Below are 18,628 nucleotides of genomic sequence, written 5' to 3'. Positions count from 1 at the left end.
TCGCTAACGGCCAATTTCCGCTATTGTTTGTTTTCCAGGTATTTTAAAAACGTGTGACTAACCGTCCCTTTGTTGCCTAATTGCAAACGCTTGGTTACCTGGTCCAGCTTAATATCCGAACGCAGCAATAATTGCTTGGCGTATTTCATTCTGAACTGGTAGATATAATTTCGAAAATGCTGCTTTTTTACTTTCAGTAGCGCCAGGCACAACACAGTAGGATCCAACTGCGCCTGGTTGGCAAACGATTCCAGCGTTAACCCCACCTGCTTATACGCTTTCGATTCGATCACCGCAGCATCAGCATGTTTAATAATGGCCAGGGCGCGTCCCTCGGTAAGTGCCGGCGCGGCATGAAGCGCGGCATGATCAAACGGCGAAGGCGAGGTGTTTTGCGTTCGGCACAGATTCATCAATACCGTTAACATACTGAACGCCACTCCGCAGTGGAACCAGGCAAGCCACCCCTGAAAAGGCAATATTCCAAACGCCACCAATGCCGTTATCACCACCAGAAAAAACGCCACGCCAACAGTAAACCCACTAGCGCCAGCGATGCCTTTAATTTTGTGCTGACGGGTATCCACTGCCTGTAGTGGCAAATCGTGATGATATTGCTGAATATGCTCTACCTGCATTATGGCGGTATACAACATCGCAAAGGCTATCAACAGACAACTGGCGTACACGGGCCAATACACCAAAGGTTCACCATAAGGGGCCAGCCCTTTCCAGCCTGACAATTCGGGTAAAAATACCCATAACTGATAACCCAGTAACGCGAGTAACACCACCGCAATAATCAGCAATGGCCAACGGGCGTAATGAGGTTTACGCCACAACAACGCCATTGAACTCATTTGCATGCCATATAATTGCAACGGCACAGTTGTTAGTGCCAGTAGGCTAAGCAGCGAATGCCCTTGCCCATTACCAAGTGCCCATAATTCACTGCACACCAACAACGGCCAACTCAACAGCATCAACGTACGCCCGCCACTGCCGGTATTTGCAGGCTTCTGCTTAATGCTTATCGCCAGCAATATCAACCAGACACAGGTAAGCAGTGCGGTAACCCATACCGACACTGAATCATTAGACAAGCTCATTGGTATGCCTCATTACCAGTAAATATCACCAGACATAGCTGCCTGGCGACTTCGCTCCATAACACGCAATAAACTCTGTGTTTTTTGCTGAATCCACTCCAGTATCTCCTGCTGTTCGGCCAATTCCGCATCGAACACGGATTTTTTCAGCAACAGCAATGCGTTGAGTTCATCGATACCAGTAAGAATGTCCAACCAGGGCGCGCGAAAATGGCCCCGCGATTGTGCAAATAAATCAGCAACCAAAAATCCGTTAAACAGGGTTTGGCGAAGTAACACTTCCACTGCGGTATAATTTGCTGCGTGCATCTGGCGCTGAATAGGCATTGTCTGCTGAACGGTTTGCCATCCTTGCGACAACCATCCTTTCGCATGTTCCATTAAAGGTAAATCATAGCCGGTTGCCACCCCGCGCCAGGGCTTTTGTTCCAGCACCTGTGCAATCGACAATTTCAGGCGCGAGGGGGTATCCTCGTACAATCGGCTCGCCGGATCATGCGCATGAAGCAAACCAGCCTGGCGGCCTTGCAGATAACTCAACAGTGCCGGATACCGCGATAACCGCTTATTAAACAAGCTCTTTTTCGACAGAAGCATACGCAAGCTATGCAAATCATCCTGCCACAACCAGGCCTCGGCATAGCGCATCAGGCTTTTGTGTAAAGACAGCATCGTCTGGCATTGCAATACCGGTAAATACAGCGACACCGTTTGCATAAGCATACGTACAGCGCGGGAAATTTCAGCCAGCATTTTGGGGGAACGGGTTTCGAAAAACAGATGTTCGTGCGTTTGCCAGTGCCTTAAACCACATGCCAATGCCTGACAAAATGCAGATTCAGTGCTGACATTCTCGGTAAGCGGCAGAAAATCTGGTAACGGCGTAATGCGATTTGGAATGCCGTGGAGCAACTGGTAGCCCTGTGCCGCTTTCGAGGTATCGCTAAGTCTCACCGGCAATTTGCCCGGTAACAGGTTAGCCAGTTCAAACATACGCTGTAAATTGCCTTGTTTGAGTTCCAGTTCAATCTCACAAATGGGTGATTGATGTTGTTGCTGCGGTGCGCTCACCTGACCGATATCCACCACCAGTTCAATGTGTGCATCGTCAAACTCAATATCGAACTGTGTGCGGGTAAAGTGTGTACCAAATTGTTTAGCCAACCGCTCATTCAGCGCACTGGCGCTTTCACCTTCCGGCCATTGCATGGTGTCAAACAAGGTTAAATCCGGCTGCTCATTTGCCAGCGGCACATTAAGTTCAAGGCGCTGATGCAGTCCGCCACTCACCTGACCGTTTGTTTTTATGGTTTGCTCAAACTGACCATTGGCTCCGCGCACCCGCATGCCAATTTTGTGTTGCTGAAACAGGTGATCGGAGGTGTCGTAATAGTCATTTTGTAAATACGACTCCCCTTCCTCCTGAACGCTAATGCCTTTTTCCTGCAGTAACGGAAACACAGCGCTTCGCAGCTGTTCAAGTGGATTTTCCCGGGCAACAAATTTTATTTCAGTTTCTGACATGTGATGAACAAAGATTAATAACAACGCGGATAATGGCTGGTACATTACCTGCCTGTCGCACCTTTGGCAATGTTACTGTGTGGTGCTCGCGAGCCTGTAGACTTGCCTTTCTGGGCAACACCCCCTAACATCAGGGCTTTCGTTCAGGTTGTTGGAAACGTTATGAGACTGCTCTCTTTTATTTTCGGTTTACTGGTTATTTCATTACCAGCCAGTGCCCAGGACACTGCCGACCAGCCAGGTGCCTATGTTGCTGATGATTTGTACGTTTTCATGCATTCCGGCCCGGGCCGCAATTACCGCATCGTAGGATCGATTGAAGCGGGCTTACCAGTAACCATTCTGGGGCGCAGCGACGACGGATCATACACGCAAATTCAGGATGAAGAAGAACGCGAAGGTTGGATTGAAACACAATTTTTAATCAATACCATTTCCCGTCGGGCGCAGTTACCCGAGCTGAGCCAACGTGTTGCCGAACGCGATCAGCAGGTTAGCGCGCTCACAGCAAAGCAACAAAAATTGCAACAACAACTGGTTGAAGCTAAACAACAAATCAGTGAACTGGAATCAGATCAGGCCCAGGCTCAACAGCGCATACAGCAGTTAACCGCGCAGATTCAATCTCAGGATAACGAAGAGCTGTACCGTATGTTTACCTATGGCGGTATCGTAGCCGGCGCCGGAGTATTACTGGGGATAATCGTAACCTTTATTCCCAAGCGCCGACGTCGCAACGACACCTGGATGTAGAAAACAGCCAGGTTGGCGAAGTGCCGGGTTGATTTATCAAGCACTTCGCCTGCGGAAGCTAACTCACCAGCCAGTAGATCCCCAACGCAATAAACAGCACCGACGCTCCTATGCGCACCTGCTTCATAGGAATTGCCCGCATCAGCGGCTCACCTAAATATACTACCGGTACATTGGCGACCATCATTCCCAGCGTCGAGCCCAATGTCACCCAGGCGATACTTTGGTATTCACCTGCCAGTAATATCGTGGCCAGTTGTGTTTTGTCGCCCATTTCGGCCAGGAAAAACAACACGCTGGACGCCAGAAATGCGCCGTATTTATCGAATGACGACGACACATCCTCGTCTTTATCAGGAATCAACAGCCACAGACCAACAGCAATAAATGCACCGGCAAACAGCCAGTTACTTAGCGCAGGGGTAAACCAGGAGGCCAGCCAAATACCAGCCCACGCAGACACAGTATGATTTAGTAGCGTTGCTACCAGTATGCCAGCCACAATCGCCAGGTTATTCCTGAAACGGACAGTCAGCAGTAAAGACAGGAGTTGAGTTTTGTCGCCAATCTCGGCAATGGCTACCGTGGTTAACGAAGAAAGAAATGCTTCCATTAAAATTTCCGGCGGGACAGTACAGACATAAGACAACAGCCGGCGTCCCGCGTAGGACCGGTTATCGTCTTAGGTCTTGCTAATAGTTGATGCCAACTACGCCGTTACCATGGAAATGCGTTCCAAGTATGTTGATAACGACTCTCGGTTGAGAAAGCTACTCCCCTAACACAGAAAGAGCACAGGTTTGCTAAAGCTTGCACCTGTGCCTTGATGCGAACTATACCACTTCACCCGGCATTCACCAACACATTGCGATAAGCGTCAGTCTTGCCGGGATAGTCGTCGGGATAGTTGTCGGGATTACTCGTCTTCTTCTACCATGGTCATCAGCGACGTATTACCGCCAGAGGCGGTTGTATCGGTGCTGATGGTCTTCTCTGTCATCAAACGCTGAATCAGCTTGTCGGTATATTCAGCGGTGATCACGGGCAGTATAGCCCCTTCACGTTCCGCCAGCATCGCTGTAATGTGCGCAGTTCGCTCAGTATTGCTGTCTGCCACTACACCGGCCAGCTTCTGATCTTTGAGCAACGCGTCCAGATGCCCCAGTCGCGCTACCTGGAAAACAGCCTCAGGCGCGCCAACGGCTTTAAACTTATCCTTAACCGCCATTGCTTCTTCGTAGAACAGTTCAGACACAACCGACACCACACAGTTACCGGTTGCCAGCGCAGTAACTATCGACAACGCCCAGTATTCAAAGGTGACGTCCTTATCGGCAAAACACACCAGTACACCACGCGGCTCAAGGTAGAGCTTGTTCGACTCACCCGTTGGGCCAGGTAACGTCAACGGCCGGGCCAGCTTTTTCTCAATACTCATCAGTTGTGAGCGGGCGGAAGCCAGCGTACGGTTGAGATCGTCAGCCAATTCCTCAACGCTGTCAACGGTAGCCAGTTTGGCCAGCAATTGACGTACTTTGGATATACGCTCGTTCAGTGGAGTATGTCTCCACAGCTCTTCAACTTCACAGGCGCTGCGCATGATTTCCGCAGCTTGTTTGGCTTGTTCAGGCGTCCCCGTAAGAGCCAAATCCGGACTTACATCGCCAGCTAAGCGGGTTGGCTTTGGCGTGGCTTTTTCCATCATTAGTCGCGGCAGATAGTTCGGACCACCCGCTTTTGGCCCCGTGCCAGACAAGCCGCGACCACCAAACGGTTGCACGCCCACAATCGCACCAATCATATTGCGGTTAACATACACGTTGCCTACCCGGCAATGCGCTGCCAACTCGTTGGCCCGCTCTTCAATACGGGAGTGAATCCCCATGGTCAGGCCAAATCCGGTACCGTTTATTTGGGCCAGCACATCGTTCAACTGCTTGGCTTTGTAACGCACAACATGGACAACCGGACCAAACACTTCGCGGGTAAGCACGCTCAAATCACGGATTTCGTATAAGGTTGGTGGGAAGAATGTACCGGTTGCACATTCCTCAGGAATAGCAGACTGATACAACAACTTGCCATTTTGCTGCATGTACACTTCGTGCTCTTTCAGCGATTTGAGCGCTTTTTGATCAATAACCGGGCCTACATCAGTGCTTAACCATGCTGGATTGCCAATCTGTAGTTCTTTCATCGCCCCGGTTAACATGCTGATGATGGTTTCGGCGATATCTTCCTGCACAAATAACACGCGCAGGGCAGAACAACGCTGCCCTGCACTTTGGAAGCCGGAATGGATAACATCATCAATTACTTGCTCGGGTAACGCCGTGGAGTCAACAATCATGCAGTTCTGACCACCGGTTTCGGCAATCAGCGGCACTTGCTCCCCACCCCGTTGTGCAAGCACTTTGGAAATATACGTACCGGTTTGCGTAGATCCGGTAAACATGACCGCTTTCACACGTTCATCGGGCAATAATACGCTGCCCACATCCGGCCCTTTTGCAACAACCAGTTGCAGCGCATCTTCCGGCAACCCTACGGCGCGCATTATTTCCACTGCACGCACAGCGATAATACTGGTTTGCTCAGCAGGTTTAGCAACCACCGTGTTACCGGTTACCAGTGCAGCAACAACCTGCCCCAGGAAAATTGCCAGCGGGAAGTTCCAGGGGCTGATACACAGCACGACTCCGCGCGGCACCAGGCGATCGTCTTGTCCCAACTCGACCGCACGGGCAGCGTAATAGCGGCAGAAATCCACCGCTTCGCGAATTTCATCTACTGAGTCTTGCGTTACCTTACCGGCTTCCCGGATACACAACGCGATCAGTTCGTCGGTGTGACGTTCTAACGCATCGGCAAACTGATTCAGCAACAGCGCGCGTTCGCTCATGGAGCGCGATGACCAGGCTGCAAAACCGCTATCAGCTTTATCTAACGCGGCCCGGATGCCGGCTTCACTAGTGTAGTGGTGATACCCTACTACATCGTTATGGTTTGCTGGGTTTAACACGGCTACGGCCTGTTCTGGCAGTGCTGAAGCATCGATACGATAATGCTCGGCCCAACGCGATAAACTGTATTTAAGGTTACCCACAGTGTTGAGATCAGTCACATCCAACCCTTTGGAATTAATCCGCTCGGGCGCATACAGGTCAGAAGACTGCTGAATTTGTTTGTTGTAACGGTACGTTAATCGCTGGGTTTTCTCTACCGGGTCTTCCAATAACGCTTCTACCGGCTTGCTGTCATCTACAATGGCATTCACGAATGATGAATTGGCACCATTTTCCAACAACCGGCGTACCAGATAGGCCAGCAAATCTTCGTGTACACCCACCGGGGCATACACACGACACTGAATGTGTTCTTCTGACACGACCTGGTCGTACAGCGTATCGCCCATGCCATGCAGGCACTGGAATTCAAAACCTTGCTTATCGTCACCGGCCAGCTCAATAATAACCGACGCGGTGTAGGCATTGTGAGTGGCAAACTGCGGATATATAGAATCGCGGTAGGCGAGCAAGCGGTTTGCGCAGGCGTGATAAGACACGTCCGTTGACGACTTACGGGTAAACACCGGGAAACCATCCAATCCCGCCATTTGGGTAAGCTTGATTTCAGTATCCCAATACGCGCCTTTTACCAGCCGCACCATCATCTTACGGCCGACATCCTGGGTGAGTTCCCGCAACCATTCAATTACGTGAATAGCACGCTTCTGATAGGCCTGCACCGCCAGGCCAAACCCTTCCCAGCCTGCCAGTTCAGGATCGCGGAACACCGTTTCAATAATATCCAGTGAAGTTTCCAGGCGATCCGCTTCTTCAGCATCAACCGTTAATCCAATATTGTATTCCTTTGCCATCAGACACAATGCTTTGAGTTTGGCTGGCAGCTCAGCCATTACACGCTCATACTGCACAAACTCATAGCGCGGATGAATAGCAGACAGCTTTACCGAGATCCCGGGCGATTTACGTGGCCCCTTTCCACCAGCAGCTTTACCGATGACTTTGATCGCTTTTACATACGACTCATAGTAGCGGTTAGCATCTTTGGCAGTTCGCGCCCCTTCGCCCAGCATGTCATAGCTGTAGACATAACCTTTCTTTTCTTTCTCAATCGCCCGCTCAACGGCATTTTCAATGGTTTCGCCCATTACAAACTGGCGGCCCATTACCTTCATGGCAATATTCATGGCACGGCGTATTACAGGTTCACCCAGACGCCCTAATGTTTTCTTGAGCAGGCCGAACTGCTCACTCTTGCGCTTGTCGGCGTAATTCACCATATTACCGGTGAACAGCAATCCCCACGAAGAGGCATTTACAAATAAGGATTCGCTGTTGCCCAAATGCGGTGTCCATTGTCCTTTAGAGAGCTTGTCGCGAATCAATTCGTCCTGGGTGGCTTTATCTGGCACGCGCAATAAGGCTTCTGCCAGACACATAAGTACTACACCCTCAGCAGTGGACAACGAATATTCATTTAGCAGTGCGTCCACGCCGCCATGACTTTCCTGCTCGCGGCGAATTTGCAGCACCATACGGCGTGCTCGTTCCCAAGCGCGGCTGCGCGCTCTTGGGTTCACTTCCGCGATAGGTAAAATCTGGTCAACCGCGTCGGTCTCAGGAATGCGATAGAAATCCCTGATCCGCTGGCGGATTGGACTGGCCGTAGAAAAAGTGCGTTGCGTTAACATTGAACCCCTTTGTGTACAATCTGTCGTATAAAAAGTTAATATGCTTACCGTCTTTCATGCGGTAGTAGTTTACGTTGCCACTGCGTTTTGCCGGAACGCATCAGGTTAATCCCTATAGTGTAGCGAAAGGCTGACACGCCGCCTATGCTCTGTGATTAACGGTCCGCAGATAACGCGTGTAGTAACGTACTATTTAGTTGCCACAGTATCGGGCTGAAATGGGTGCGTCAAGGCTATCCCGACGCTTAGCGGGATTCATGCGGTATGTGAAGGTGAACCGTATATAAAGCGTGCTGTTCGGCGCTGTCAGAATGCAAAATCAGCAGCCGGGACATCTATTTTTTAAAGGAGTGATTCATGCAAAGTAAAGCGGGAAAACTGGCAACCTGGACACTGGCCATCTTATTAGTGCCAGTTGTGCTGTATTGGTTGTTCGCAGACAGTCTGATCAAGTCTGTGCTGGAGTCTCAACTCACACAGTCGTATGGTGCCGAGGTGAATATTGGGCAGTTTGAGCACCACTTATTTCCGCTTAGCGTTAGCATTGATTCCATTGAACTAACGAATCCGGCCAAACCAGATCGCAATCAGGTAGTGGTTGGCCAGCTAAAAGGCGACGTGGAGTTCTGGCCATTACTTAGCAACCAGTTGATCATGAATGAACTGGCCGTTACCAACGTAGCATTTGATCAGCCCCGCAAAAGGCCAGGTATGGTCTTGAAACAGCCTGATGGGCAATCTTTCGAAGCACTACTGGCAGAAGCCAAAGAAGCGCTGCCTGGCGTAGATGAATTACTGGCCCGTTCCCCCTTAAAAACCACTGCCGCGGTGGAACAAGCCCAGCAAACCTATAACACTTATGCCGACGGTCTGAAGCAAGACTACGAAGCATTGCCAGACAAAGCCAAACTTGAGCAATACAAAGCCCAGGTTAAAGCGCTGAAAGAAACCAATTTAAAAGACCCGGCCGCGATTCTGCAGGCCAAGCAAACCCTTGAACAATTGAAAGAATCCATTAAGCAGGACAAAGCGCTAATCTCCGCGTTTACCGACAAAGCGTCGGAAGCAAAGTCTGCCATGTCAGATTCACTGCAAGCGCTCAAATCAGCACCTCAGGAAGACTATGAACTGCTCAAGGGGATTTACGCTGGTGATCAGGCTGCACTTTCGCAACTAACAGCAGCGGTATTTGGACCTAAAGCAGCAGAATACAATCAGTACTTGTTTGCTGCGTTTGACATTATTGTGCCATTACTCAAGGGCGAACCCGCAGCGGAGGAAGCCGAAGAAGTTACCGACCCGATGCAGGTACTGATACGCCAGGCCAATGTATCGGTTAACTGGCAGGATACACTGCTTAGCGGAGACTGGAAAAACATTACCAACGTACACAGTATTTTTGGCAACCCCACCACGTTTTTACTTAACGCAGCGAATCAGAGCAAACAGCAGTTCCGCACTGAAGGCGAGTTCTTCCTGGACGAAAACGGATTGGATGCCAAACAAAGCTGGCAAATTGCCGGCCTGCTGTTAGACAGTATTCCCCTTACTGAAAACAAACGCCTTGATGCCTCGATTAAAAAGGCACTACTGGCCTCCGCAGGGGCGCTTACCATTACCGATAACCAGCTCAGTGGCAGTGGCAGTGTTGATTTATCTGAACTGATACTGGCGGCAGCAGGCAGCGACAAAGTCACTAATGCCGTAGCGAGTGCACTGGGAGACTTGCACGACCTGGGGATCAACCTCGACATTTCCGGCAGTCTCACTGCGCCCAAGTTCGCCTTAGCATCAGACTTAGACACACGATTAGCCAGTGCAGCACTTGCATCGCTGGATAAAGAAAAGCAAGCACAGTTAGCCAAGTTGCAAAATCGCCTGCAGCAAATGGTGGCCACACAGTCATCTGCACTATCAACCGAGTTAGGTGATTTGTCCGGATTACTCAGCAATACGCAGCAAGATAGCGCGACATTGGATGAACTGTTAAAAACCACCCTGAACAATGCCGTTGAAAAACAAAAGGAAAAACTGTTGAATAAACTGTTCAACAAAGGCGATGGACGTTAAACACTGAGCGCGGCATAATAAACCGGCTGCCAGCCTGAACAAGTATCCAATGGCCGCAGCCGGAAGGGCCTGGTAACAGCCCATTCAGCCCTAATGAAAACCATTCGGTAAACACAGTAAATTGCCGGATACAATTAAAAAAACAGGTAAACACTGTGTGGCGAGATAAGTGGATATTGTTGGTATTACTGGGGCTACTGGGCTTATTACAGTATCGCCTGTGGTTCGGTAAAAACAGTATCCCGGACTACGTTACCAAACAGCAGGAAGCGGAAAAGCAGGCCCTGCAAAATGCAAATCTTGTGCAGCGCAATGCGCTGCTGAAAGCCGATATCAGTGATCTTACCATTGGTCTTGAAGCCATTGAAGAACGTGCCCGCAACGAGCTGGGCCTGATTAAGCGCGGCGAAACCTTTTATCGAATATTACCCTCAGAAGAAGAATAGCAAATGACTGTTCCGACAATTGTGGCCGTAGTCCCTGCGGCTGGCATTGGGGCGCGCATGCAAGCCAATAAACCCAAGCAATATTTAACCATTGGCAAATACACTATTCTGGAACACACGCTGTTAGCGTTAAAAGCACACCCTGCGGTTTCGCGAATTGTGGTAGCCCTCAGCCCTGATGATACGTATTTCCACCAGCTTTCTATTCACAACGCGCCCTGGTTAACAACCGTAGAGGGCGGCGATAGCCGGGCCGTCTCAGTTAACAATGCGCTGGCAGCCCTTAATGAGGATGAATGGGCGCTGGTACATGACGCTGCCCGTCCCTGTATCAGCCAGCAGGATTTAGACACACTCATTGGCCATATTCAAAAAGCGGATTTCAATGGCGGCATTCTGGCAACGCCAGTGCGCGATACTATGAAGCGTGCTAAATCAGACAGTGTGCCTGCGGTTATTGCACATACCGAAAGTCGCGACAATTTGTGGCACGCACTTACACCACAACTATTTCGCGCTGGTGAATTGCGTCGGGCGCTTAACGCGGCACTCGCCGCCGGTGCCGACATTACCGATGAAGCATCGGCAATGGAGTTCGCGGGCAAAGACGTATTGCTGATAGATGGCAATCCGGCCAACATAAAAGTAACCCGCCCGGCAGATTTGCCGCTGGCAACTTTTTATCTTCAACAAGGTGAACAGCAATGATTCGAATTGGGCATGGCTACGACGTGCACAAATTTGGCGGTAATGGGCCCATTACCATTGGCGGCGTAAAGATTGATTACGAGCAGGGTTTGCTGGCGCATTCAGACGGCGATGTGCTGATACATGCGTTATGTGATGCATTGCTTGGAGCAATGGCGTTAGGCGACATTGGCAAACACTTTCCGGATACTGATGAAGCCTATTCAGGCGCAGACAGTAGGGTGTTACTCCGCCATGTAATGCGTTTAATCAACCAAAAGGGATACGTCCTTGGCAATGCCGACACGACCATCGTTGCGCAAGCCCCTAAAATGGCGCCTCACATCGACGCTATGCGCAACCTTCTTGCTGCGGATTGTGGTGTGAGTATTGATAATATAAATGTAAAAGCCACCACCACAGAAAAGCTGGGGTTTGCTGGCCGTAAAGAAGGCATTGCGGCATACGCCGTCGTGTTATTAATGGCGAAATCATAATGCAGCTAACAACTGAACACTGGGCCTTCCGATTTGGCCTGCCATCTGCCACCGCTGTATTTAAACAGCAGCCCGAGGATTTTCAGGTTAACGAAAGTCTGGGATATGACTTAACCGGAGACGGTGAACACATTTATGTGTATCTGGAAAAAACGAACCTGAACACAGCCTTTGTTGCCGAACAATTGGCGAAGTTTTGCAAATTGCCACTTCGCCAGGTGACTTATGCAGGCCGAAAGGACAAGTACGCAGTTACGCGCCAGTGGTTTGGTATACACGTGCCGGGAAAACAGGCGTTTGACTGGTCTGCCTTTGTGCTTGAGGGCGCCCGAATAATCGAAGCAAAACGCCACAATAAAAAACTGCGCACTGGTCAGTTAAAGGGCAATTATTTTGATATCACACTGCGCGACGTAACCGGGCAAGATGAAGTGTTGGCACGCTTAAATCAGATCGCCAGTGAAGGCGCGCCAAACTACTATGGCAGCCAGCGATTTGGTGTACAACGCCTGCAGGAATCGGGTGAAGTACAACGCGGTGGCAATCTGCTTATGGCTGAGCGCATGATAAATGGCGAGGACATTCGCAATCGCAACAAACGTTCAATGGCCTTATCAGCCCTGCGCAGCTGGTTATTTAACGAGGGACTATCCATTCGTCTGAATGCGGGCAAGCTGAGCACAATATTGCCAGGCGATGTGATGAATCTGAGCGGTTCAAACAGTATTTTTATTGCCGGTGATAACGATAGCTCATTAGCTCAACGTTTGGCTGACAAAGATATTTCTACCACTATCCCTTTGTGGGGCGAGGGTGACCTGGGGAGCCAGGGGCAGGCAGAGGCGTTCGAGCACAGCACGTTTAACCAGTATGGCGAGGTGACGGCCTTTCTGGCCGGGCAAGGGCTAAAAATGGAGCGACGCGCCGCAATTATTTGGCCCCGACAGCTTGAATGCAACACCCAAGGTGATACATTAAACATTCGATTTTTCCTGCCTCCAGGGTGCTTTGCAACGTCCGTGCTACGCGAATGCGCGCAGATCACGGAATTGGGCAGTTAAGTATGATCAGTTAACTGGTTAGCACACCAATACATCAGGGCAACTATGAAGATTTTATTGAGTAACGACGATAGCGTATTTGCAAAAGGTATTGCCGTTTTGTATCGCGCCTTGAAAGAGAAGCATGACGTTACCGTGATTGCACCTGATCGCAATTGCAGTGGCGCCAGCAATGCTTTGTCTTTGCATCAACCATTGCGAATTCAGCAAATGGACAGCGGATTTTACGCTGTAAACGGGACGCCGTCAGATTGTGTGCACCTTGGCCTGAACTGTTTTTTAGAGGAAGATCCGGAATTAGTGGTGTCGGGCATCAATCACGGCGCTAATTTAGGCGATGATGTGATTTACTCGGGCACCGTAGCGGCGGCAACTGAGGGCAGATATATGGGGCTGCCGGCAATTGCCGTATCGCTATGCAGTCATGAAGGTAAGCACTTTGAAACCGCTGCGCGGGTGGTATGCGATGTCATTGAAAAACTACTGAGTCATCCGTTACCGGCAAATCAGATTCTGAATATCAACGTCCCCGATGTGCCCTATGCAGAACTGGCTGGCATAAAAGTAACCCGTCAGGGGCGTCGCCATCGTGCAGAAGGGATGGTAAAGGCAACCGATCCGTTCGGTCGGGAAATTTACTGGTATGGTCCGGCTGGAGCAGAACAGGATGCCGGACCAGGCACAGATTTTCACGCCATTGCAAATGGCTATTGCTCAATTACACCGTTAACCGTTGATATGACGGCCCGGGATAGTATTAAAGACATGGAGAAGTGGTTGGCAATGTAGTCACTGCCAACACAGCAACATTCAACGAAGATAACAACTGCATGAGAAAAACAACAAAAGGCGAAATACTGGCACAATTACTGTGCGATGAAGGCGTGAGCAACCAGCGGGTATTAAATGCGATTGCCAGTGTCCCGCGGGAGATTTTTATTCCCGATGCACTAAAACACAAGGCCTATCAAAATACGGCATTACCCATAGGTCAGGGGCAAACCATATCACAACCCTATATCGTGGCAAAAATGAGTGAATTGCTGCTTGCGTCTGCGACACCTGCCAATAATGTACTGGAAATTGGAACAGGCTCAGGCTATCAAACCGCCATATTAGCTGTGTTGTTTCCTCATATTTTTTCAGTTGAGCGAATAAAAGCCCTGCAGTTTCAGGCCAAGCGTCGAATGAACCAGCTCGATTTACACAATGTGAAAATGAAGCACGGTGACGGATGGCAAGGTTGGGCCAGTAAAGGGCCTTACGACCGCATTATTGTTACCGCAGCAGCCAGCAGTTTGCCGGTAGCGTTAACCGACCAGTTAAATGAAGGTGGCAGGTTAATTATTCCGGTTGGCGATGATAACCAGCAATTGCTGTGTATCGATAAAATCGACGGCCAACTCCAGGAAAAAACTATCGAAGCCGTCCGTTTTGTACCATTAGTAGCAGGAGCGCTACTTTGAAGCTATTTCAACCCTGTTATGATCTGGCATTACGCTGGGCAAAACATCCCTGGGCAGCACGCTACCTGGCAGGTCTGAGTTTTGCGGAATCGGTTATATTTCCCGTTCCCCCCGATGTGATGCTGGCCCCCATGTCGCTTTCCAGCCCAAATAAAGCCTGGCACTTTGCCATGATCACAACCATTGCTTCAATTTTAGGAGGCATTGCTGGTTATGTGCTGGGGTATCTGGCTTTTGAAAGCTGGTTGCAGCCAATAATAGAGTCGGCAGGCTATACGCACAAACTAGAAACCGCTATGGGTTGGTTTGAACAATACGGTGTGTGGATTGTATTTATTGCCGGCTTCTCCCCCATCCCCTATAAAGTGTTTACGATTAGTGCAGGCTTTCTTCAAATGGCCTTCTTACCCTTCTTGTTAGCATCGGCAGTTGGCCGTGGAGCAAGATTCTACCTGGTGGCAGGACTCATGCGCTGGGGCGGTGCCAGAATGGAACAGGAATTACGAAAATATGTTGAGGTCATAGGATGGGCTGTCATTATTCTAGCCGTAGCCGCTTATCTTATCCTGCGTTAACCCCGCTTCGGCGGATCATGGTAGCCTGCTGTTGCCTGACCCTCTCTCTTGCAGGTTGCAGTAGTCCGTCTCGCCCCGCACCTTTAGTGATACTAAACAGCCAGCCTGAACTACCTGATACACCAAAACAAACCAGCTATACAGTGCAATCCGGTGACACGTTATTTGCCATTGCCTGGTATACCGGCAACGATTATCAGGATATTGCTAAGTGGAATAATCTCGCTTCACCTTATGTTATTTATCCAGGCCAATCCCTGCATTTACAACCTCTCGCGAGTAACCTAAGACCTTCGTCTAATGTCAAAAAACCGACTGGTACGACCAGCAAAAAAAATACAAAAATGTCTATTGACCCTAAAGAGAGCCAGGCGTATTGTGATTGTGAACCAAATGTTAACAAACCTGTAACACAAGCGAATATCAAAAAAAGCAAACGGTTAGTTAACGAGTTTCCAGAGCGGGTCAGCCAGTGGCAATGGCCTGCAAAAGGAAAGTTTGAACAGTCACAAAATGGTGCGGAAGCCGGAGTCAATGGCGTAGACATTTACGCACCACCAGGCAGCAATGTGGTTGCAGCCGCGGCGGGAAAAGTGGTTTACGCTGGTAACGCGCTTCGCGGGTACGGAAATCTAATAATAATAAAACACACGGACTCGTTTTTAAGTGCTTACGCTCACAACGAGAGTATTGCTGTTAGCGAAAGAGACTGGATAGAAGCCGGACAAGTGATTGGTAAAGTGGGTAGCTCAGGCACCACAACGAACAAATTACATTTTGAGATCAGATACCGCGGAAAGTCGCTAGACCCTCTCAAGTATCTGCCCAAACAACCATAATAATAACAATAAATAATAATAATATTTAAGGAAACCGGAGAACGTCGAAAGGTAACATAACGCAGGAGATACAGTTGTGGGTCAACAAAATAACGCTGTCATCGAAGCTACACCCCAAGACGAACTTGAAAACATCGATATGGCTGATACAGCCGATGATGAGTTCACTGAAGAAACCGACGACAACCAGGTTGATACCTGGTTTAACCAAGAGGAAGTTGCTAAAAACTTAGACGCAACCCAGCTTTATTTGAGCGAAATTGGCTTTTCACCTCTGCTAACAGCTGAGGAAGAGGTACATTTTGCCCGAAGAGCACTAAAAGGTTGTGAAGCATCCCGAAAACGAATGATTGTAAGTAACCTTCGGCTGGTAGTGAAAATTGCACGCCGTTACAACAATCGGGGCCTTGCATTATTGGACCTGATTGAAGAAGGTAACCTGGGATTGATCCGGGCGGTGGAAAAATTTGATCCTGAAAGAGGATTCAGATTCTCGACATACGCTACATGGTGGATCCGCCAAACAATCGAACGTGCGATCATGAACCAGACGCGCACTATTCGTTTACCTATCCATGTCGTTAAAGAGCTTAACGTCTACCTGCGCGCTGCGCGTGAACTGGCACAACAGCTGGATCATGAGCCGACCGCTGAAGATATTGCCGTATTCCTGGACAAGCCGATTGACGAAGTCAGTAAAATGTTGCGCCTGAACGAACGCATTAGTTCGGTTGATACACCAATAGGTGGGGAAAACGATAAAGCGCTGCTGGATATACTGGCTGATGACAACGACACCAGTCCTGAAGAGCAGTTACAAGACAACAATATTAAAAACAATGTTGTTGGCTGGTTACAGGAGCTAAGCTCCAAGCAGCGCGAAGTTCTGGCTCGTCGATTCGGACTGATGGGTTATGAACCCTCAACGCTGGAAGATGTGGGTGCCGAAATTGGGCTCACCCGCGAACGGGTAAGACAGATTCAGGTTGAAGGTCTGCGCAGATTGCGAGACATGTTAGGCCACCAGGGTCTTGATCTGGAAAGCTTGTTCAACAAATTCAACTAGTTCATAGATAACAGATGCGTATTCGACACGGTTGTTCCGTGTCGAATATAGCATGTTATTTGTTGCTTGAATTCTCTTCTTTTTAATCCATTACATTCTGCTTTTCTTGCACTGATACCAGTAATCTAGAGGAAAAGACGCAATATTTTGTTTTTGTATTAAAGTTAGTGTAAGCAGGTTGTGTTGAACGGTTTTATGAGATCACTGAAATACGTATTAGTGGCATCAGCCATCTTGATTTTTAGCGCAATTTACATTGCCAGTGCGCTGATAAAACAAGACAAAGAACTGAATTTTGTTACGCCAGTAACACAATTTGTATTACTTACCCAGGAAGAACTTTCAAACCTGGCTTATCCGGTTCGTTCAATAGAGAGCTTCTACCTTGCATCTAACGCAGTGTCTAAAGAAGAGTTTGATAATTACACCGCCGTTTTGTTTGAACACTTTAAGCCACTTGCCGGTGTAGCGTATTTCGGCAACGAAATATTTACCCGTAAAGCGCCTCTTTTCCAAACGTCTTCTGGTATCGATGAAAGCACGTTGGAAAAGGCAATATTCCACGCAACAAACGTACAAACCTTGTCTCAGTTGCCGGTGGGCGAAGCCCTTACTACGCCTATATTCAATGAGTATGGACATAACCTGATCGGTGTTTTTTACAACATGCCTGACAGCGAGGGCATACTGCTATTTTTGTATGACTTTGAGAAAGCGTTCCGCCTGGTCCTGGACAATGAAATTGCAGAAGATTTTGTACTGAATGAGTACATCAATGGAAAACCCTATCTCTTGTACGACCATATCAGCAAAGACAGGTTATCGCTGGATGCCTATGTTACCGAACTGGATTTTTTTGATCGCAGCTGGGAAATCACTATTCGACGTCAGTTCAGCCCCGAGCAATACTGGTATTTAATCATCCCCTTGCTGTCTGCCGTAATTGCATTCTTTATTTACTCCCTGCACACCTATTCTGTTCGAATTTCGCATCTCCATAATGAAAAGTCCGAGGCAATTGAACAACTCAGATTTGCTCAGGAAAAAATCATCGAGGCAGAAAAGATCAACGCAATGGGCGGGTTAGTAGCCGGCATTTCCCACGAGGTTAATACACCACTGGGGATTAGCATTACCAGTACCTCCCACATGAGAGAACTGCTTGCAGAACTGGAAGCAGACTTTAAGAAGGGTGTGCTGGATTCACAAAAATTCGAAGATTTTCTGGTGTCAGCCAAAGATATTATCGATCTATCGATAAATAATATGCAACGAGCGTCAAAACTTGTATCGAGTTTTAAACGGGTTGCGGTGCTGAATTCAGATGACGCCAGCCAAACCGAAGAAGTAGATGTTGTCTCAGTAATAACTGAATACGTAGCTAATTACCGGGTCAATTCCGATACCAGTAAGATTCTGTTTACGCTACAACTCCCCTCATCGGCAATAGTAAAAACCTATCCCACTGTGATCACACAAATTCTATCGTACTTAACATCTAACACACTTATCCATGCCATCAAACCTGATCAGGAACAATGTGAAATTACTCTTACCCTGACACCTTCTGGCAATGACTATGAATTTATGTTTTGTGACAACGGAATAGGTATTAACGAACGGGACTTAAAGAAAGTCTTTGAACCTTTTTTTACCACCAAACGCGGCGCAGGCAATGCAGGGCTGGGATTGAGCGTAGTCTATAATTTGGTGAAAAGTAAACTCGACAGTGATGTGCATTACGACAGCGTACCAGGGGAAGGGTTTTGCATTTCGTTTATTTTGCACGATATAAACAAACAAGAAGGTGTGTAAATC

Annotated in this window: 16 protein-coding genes and 1 riboswitch; of the genes, 12 read left to right on the top strand and 4 right to left on the bottom strand. The window is 48.7% G+C overall.

Annotated features, from left to right (window positions below; translation table 11 throughout):
• Positions 1–20: 20 nt before the first annotated feature.
• Together FJ444_RS17565 and FJ444_RS17560 are read right to left on the bottom strand one after the other, a co-directional pair.
• Complete coding sequence (locus FJ444_RS17565; protein WP_140960515.1) at positions 21–1,109, bottom strand: hypothetical protein; 1,089 nt, start codon at positions 1,107–1,109, stop codon at positions 21–23.
• A 12-nt stretch (positions 1,110–1,121) separates the two neighbouring features.
• Positions 1,122–2,633, bottom strand: coding sequence for an inorganic triphosphatase (locus FJ444_RS17560; protein WP_140960513.1), 1,512 nt, complete (start codon positions 2,631–2,633; stop codon positions 1,122–1,124).
• A 162-nt stretch (positions 2,634–2,795) separates the two neighbouring features.
• Between FJ444_RS17560 and FJ444_RS17555 the strand changes: the two genes are divergently transcribed.
• On the top strand, positions 2,796–3,386 hold the full coding sequence (locus FJ444_RS17555) for a TIGR04211 family SH3 domain-containing protein (protein WP_181405215.1): 591 nt from the start codon (positions 2,796–2,798) through the stop codon (positions 3,384–3,386).
• Positions 3,387–3,444: 58 nt separating this feature from the next.
• Here the strand turns inward: FJ444_RS17555 and FJ444_RS17550 are convergent, their stop codons facing one another.
• Complete coding sequence (locus tag FJ444_RS17550) at positions 3,445–3,999, bottom strand: TMEM165/GDT1 family protein (protein WP_140960509.1); 555 nt, start codon at positions 3,997–3,999, stop codon at positions 3,445–3,447.
• Between the two features lie 82 nt (positions 4,000–4,081).
• A riboswitch (yybP-ykoY riboswitch) is annotated at positions 4,082–4,177 on the bottom strand.
• 125 nt (positions 4,178–4,302) lie between these two features.
• Positions 4,303–8,103 (bottom strand): bifunctional proline dehydrogenase/L-glutamate gamma-semialdehyde dehydrogenase PutA, encoded by a 3,801-nt coding sequence (gene putA, locus FJ444_RS17545; RefSeq protein ID WP_140960507.1) that lies wholly within the window; start codon positions 8,101–8,103, stop codon positions 4,303–4,305.
• 357 nt (positions 8,104–8,460) lie between these two features.
• Here putA and FJ444_RS17540 point away from each other — a divergent pair, with 357 nt between their 5' ends.
• From FJ444_RS17540 to FJ444_RS17490, 11 genes are all read left to right on the top strand, one after another.
• Positions 8,461–10,173 (top strand): TIGR03545 family protein, encoded by a 1,713-nt coding sequence (locus FJ444_RS17540; protein ID WP_140960505.1) that lies wholly within the window; start codon positions 8,461–8,463, stop codon positions 10,171–10,173.
• 155 nt (positions 10,174–10,328) lie between these two features.
• Positions 10,329–10,619 carry a cell division protein FtsB gene (ftsB, locus tag FJ444_RS17535; protein WP_140960503.1) on the top strand — a complete coding sequence of 97 codons (291 nt, stop codon included), beginning with the start codon at positions 10,329–10,331 and terminating at the stop codon, positions 10,617–10,619.
• Between the two features lie 3 nt (positions 10,620–10,622).
• Positions 10,623–11,327 (top strand): 2-C-methyl-D-erythritol 4-phosphate cytidylyltransferase, encoded by a 705-nt coding sequence (gene ispD, locus FJ444_RS17530; protein ID WP_140960501.1) that lies wholly within the window; start codon positions 10,623–10,625, stop codon positions 11,325–11,327.
• Positions 11,327–11,803 carry a 2-C-methyl-D-erythritol 2,4-cyclodiphosphate synthase gene (ispF, locus tag FJ444_RS17525; RefSeq protein ID WP_304539679.1) on the top strand — a complete coding sequence of 159 codons (477 nt, stop codon included), beginning with the start codon at positions 11,327–11,329 and terminating at the stop codon, positions 11,801–11,803. Before ispD ends, ispF begins: the two co-directional genes overlap by 1 nt.
• The gene (gene truD / locus FJ444_RS17520; RefSeq protein WP_181405218.1) at positions 11,800–12,864 is read left to right on the top strand and encodes a tRNA pseudouridine(13) synthase TruD; all 1,065 of its coding nucleotides are present in this window, start codon (positions 11,800–11,802) and stop codon (positions 12,862–12,864) included. Before ispF ends, truD begins: the two co-directional genes overlap by 4 nt.
• Before the next feature lie 45 nt (positions 12,865–12,909).
• Complete coding sequence (gene surE, locus FJ444_RS17515) at positions 12,910–13,653, top strand: 5'/3'-nucleotidase SurE (RefSeq protein WP_140960495.1); 744 nt, start codon at positions 12,910–12,912, stop codon at positions 13,651–13,653.
• Between the two features lie 41 nt (positions 13,654–13,694).
• The gene (locus FJ444_RS17510; RefSeq protein ID WP_140960493.1) at positions 13,695–14,330 is read left to right on the top strand and encodes a protein-L-isoaspartate(D-aspartate) O-methyltransferase; all 636 of its coding nucleotides are present in this window, start codon (positions 13,695–13,697) and stop codon (positions 14,328–14,330) included.
• Complete coding sequence (locus FJ444_RS17505) at positions 14,327–14,905, top strand: YqaA family protein (RefSeq protein ID WP_140960491.1); 579 nt, start codon at positions 14,327–14,329, stop codon at positions 14,903–14,905. Before FJ444_RS17510 ends, FJ444_RS17505 begins: the two co-directional genes overlap by 4 nt.
• A gap of 86 nt (positions 14,906–14,991) precedes the next feature.
• On the top strand, positions 14,992–15,744 hold the full coding sequence (locus FJ444_RS17500; RefSeq protein WP_255439288.1) for a peptidoglycan DD-metalloendopeptidase family protein: 753 nt from the start codon (positions 14,992–14,994) through the stop codon (positions 15,742–15,744).
• Positions 15,745–15,820: 76 nt separating this feature from the next.
• Positions 15,821–16,810 (top strand): RNA polymerase sigma factor RpoS, encoded by a 990-nt coding sequence (gene rpoS, locus FJ444_RS17495; RefSeq protein WP_140960487.1) that lies wholly within the window; start codon positions 15,821–15,823, stop codon positions 16,808–16,810.
• Positions 16,811–17,005: 195 nt separating this feature from the next.
• Complete coding sequence (locus FJ444_RS17490) at positions 17,006–18,625, top strand: sensor histidine kinase (protein ID WP_140960485.1); 1,620 nt, start codon at positions 17,006–17,008, stop codon at positions 18,623–18,625.
• Positions 18,626–18,628 lie beyond the last annotated feature (3 nt).

The sequence above is a fragment of the Aestuariibacter sp. GS-14 genome, assembly GCF_006494365.1.
Lineage (GTDB): Bacteria > Pseudomonadota > Gammaproteobacteria > Enterobacterales > Alteromonadaceae > Alteromonas > Alteromonas mangrovi.
Note: the sequence above shows the minus strand (reverse complement) of the source record. Positions and strands in the feature narration are given on the sequence as shown.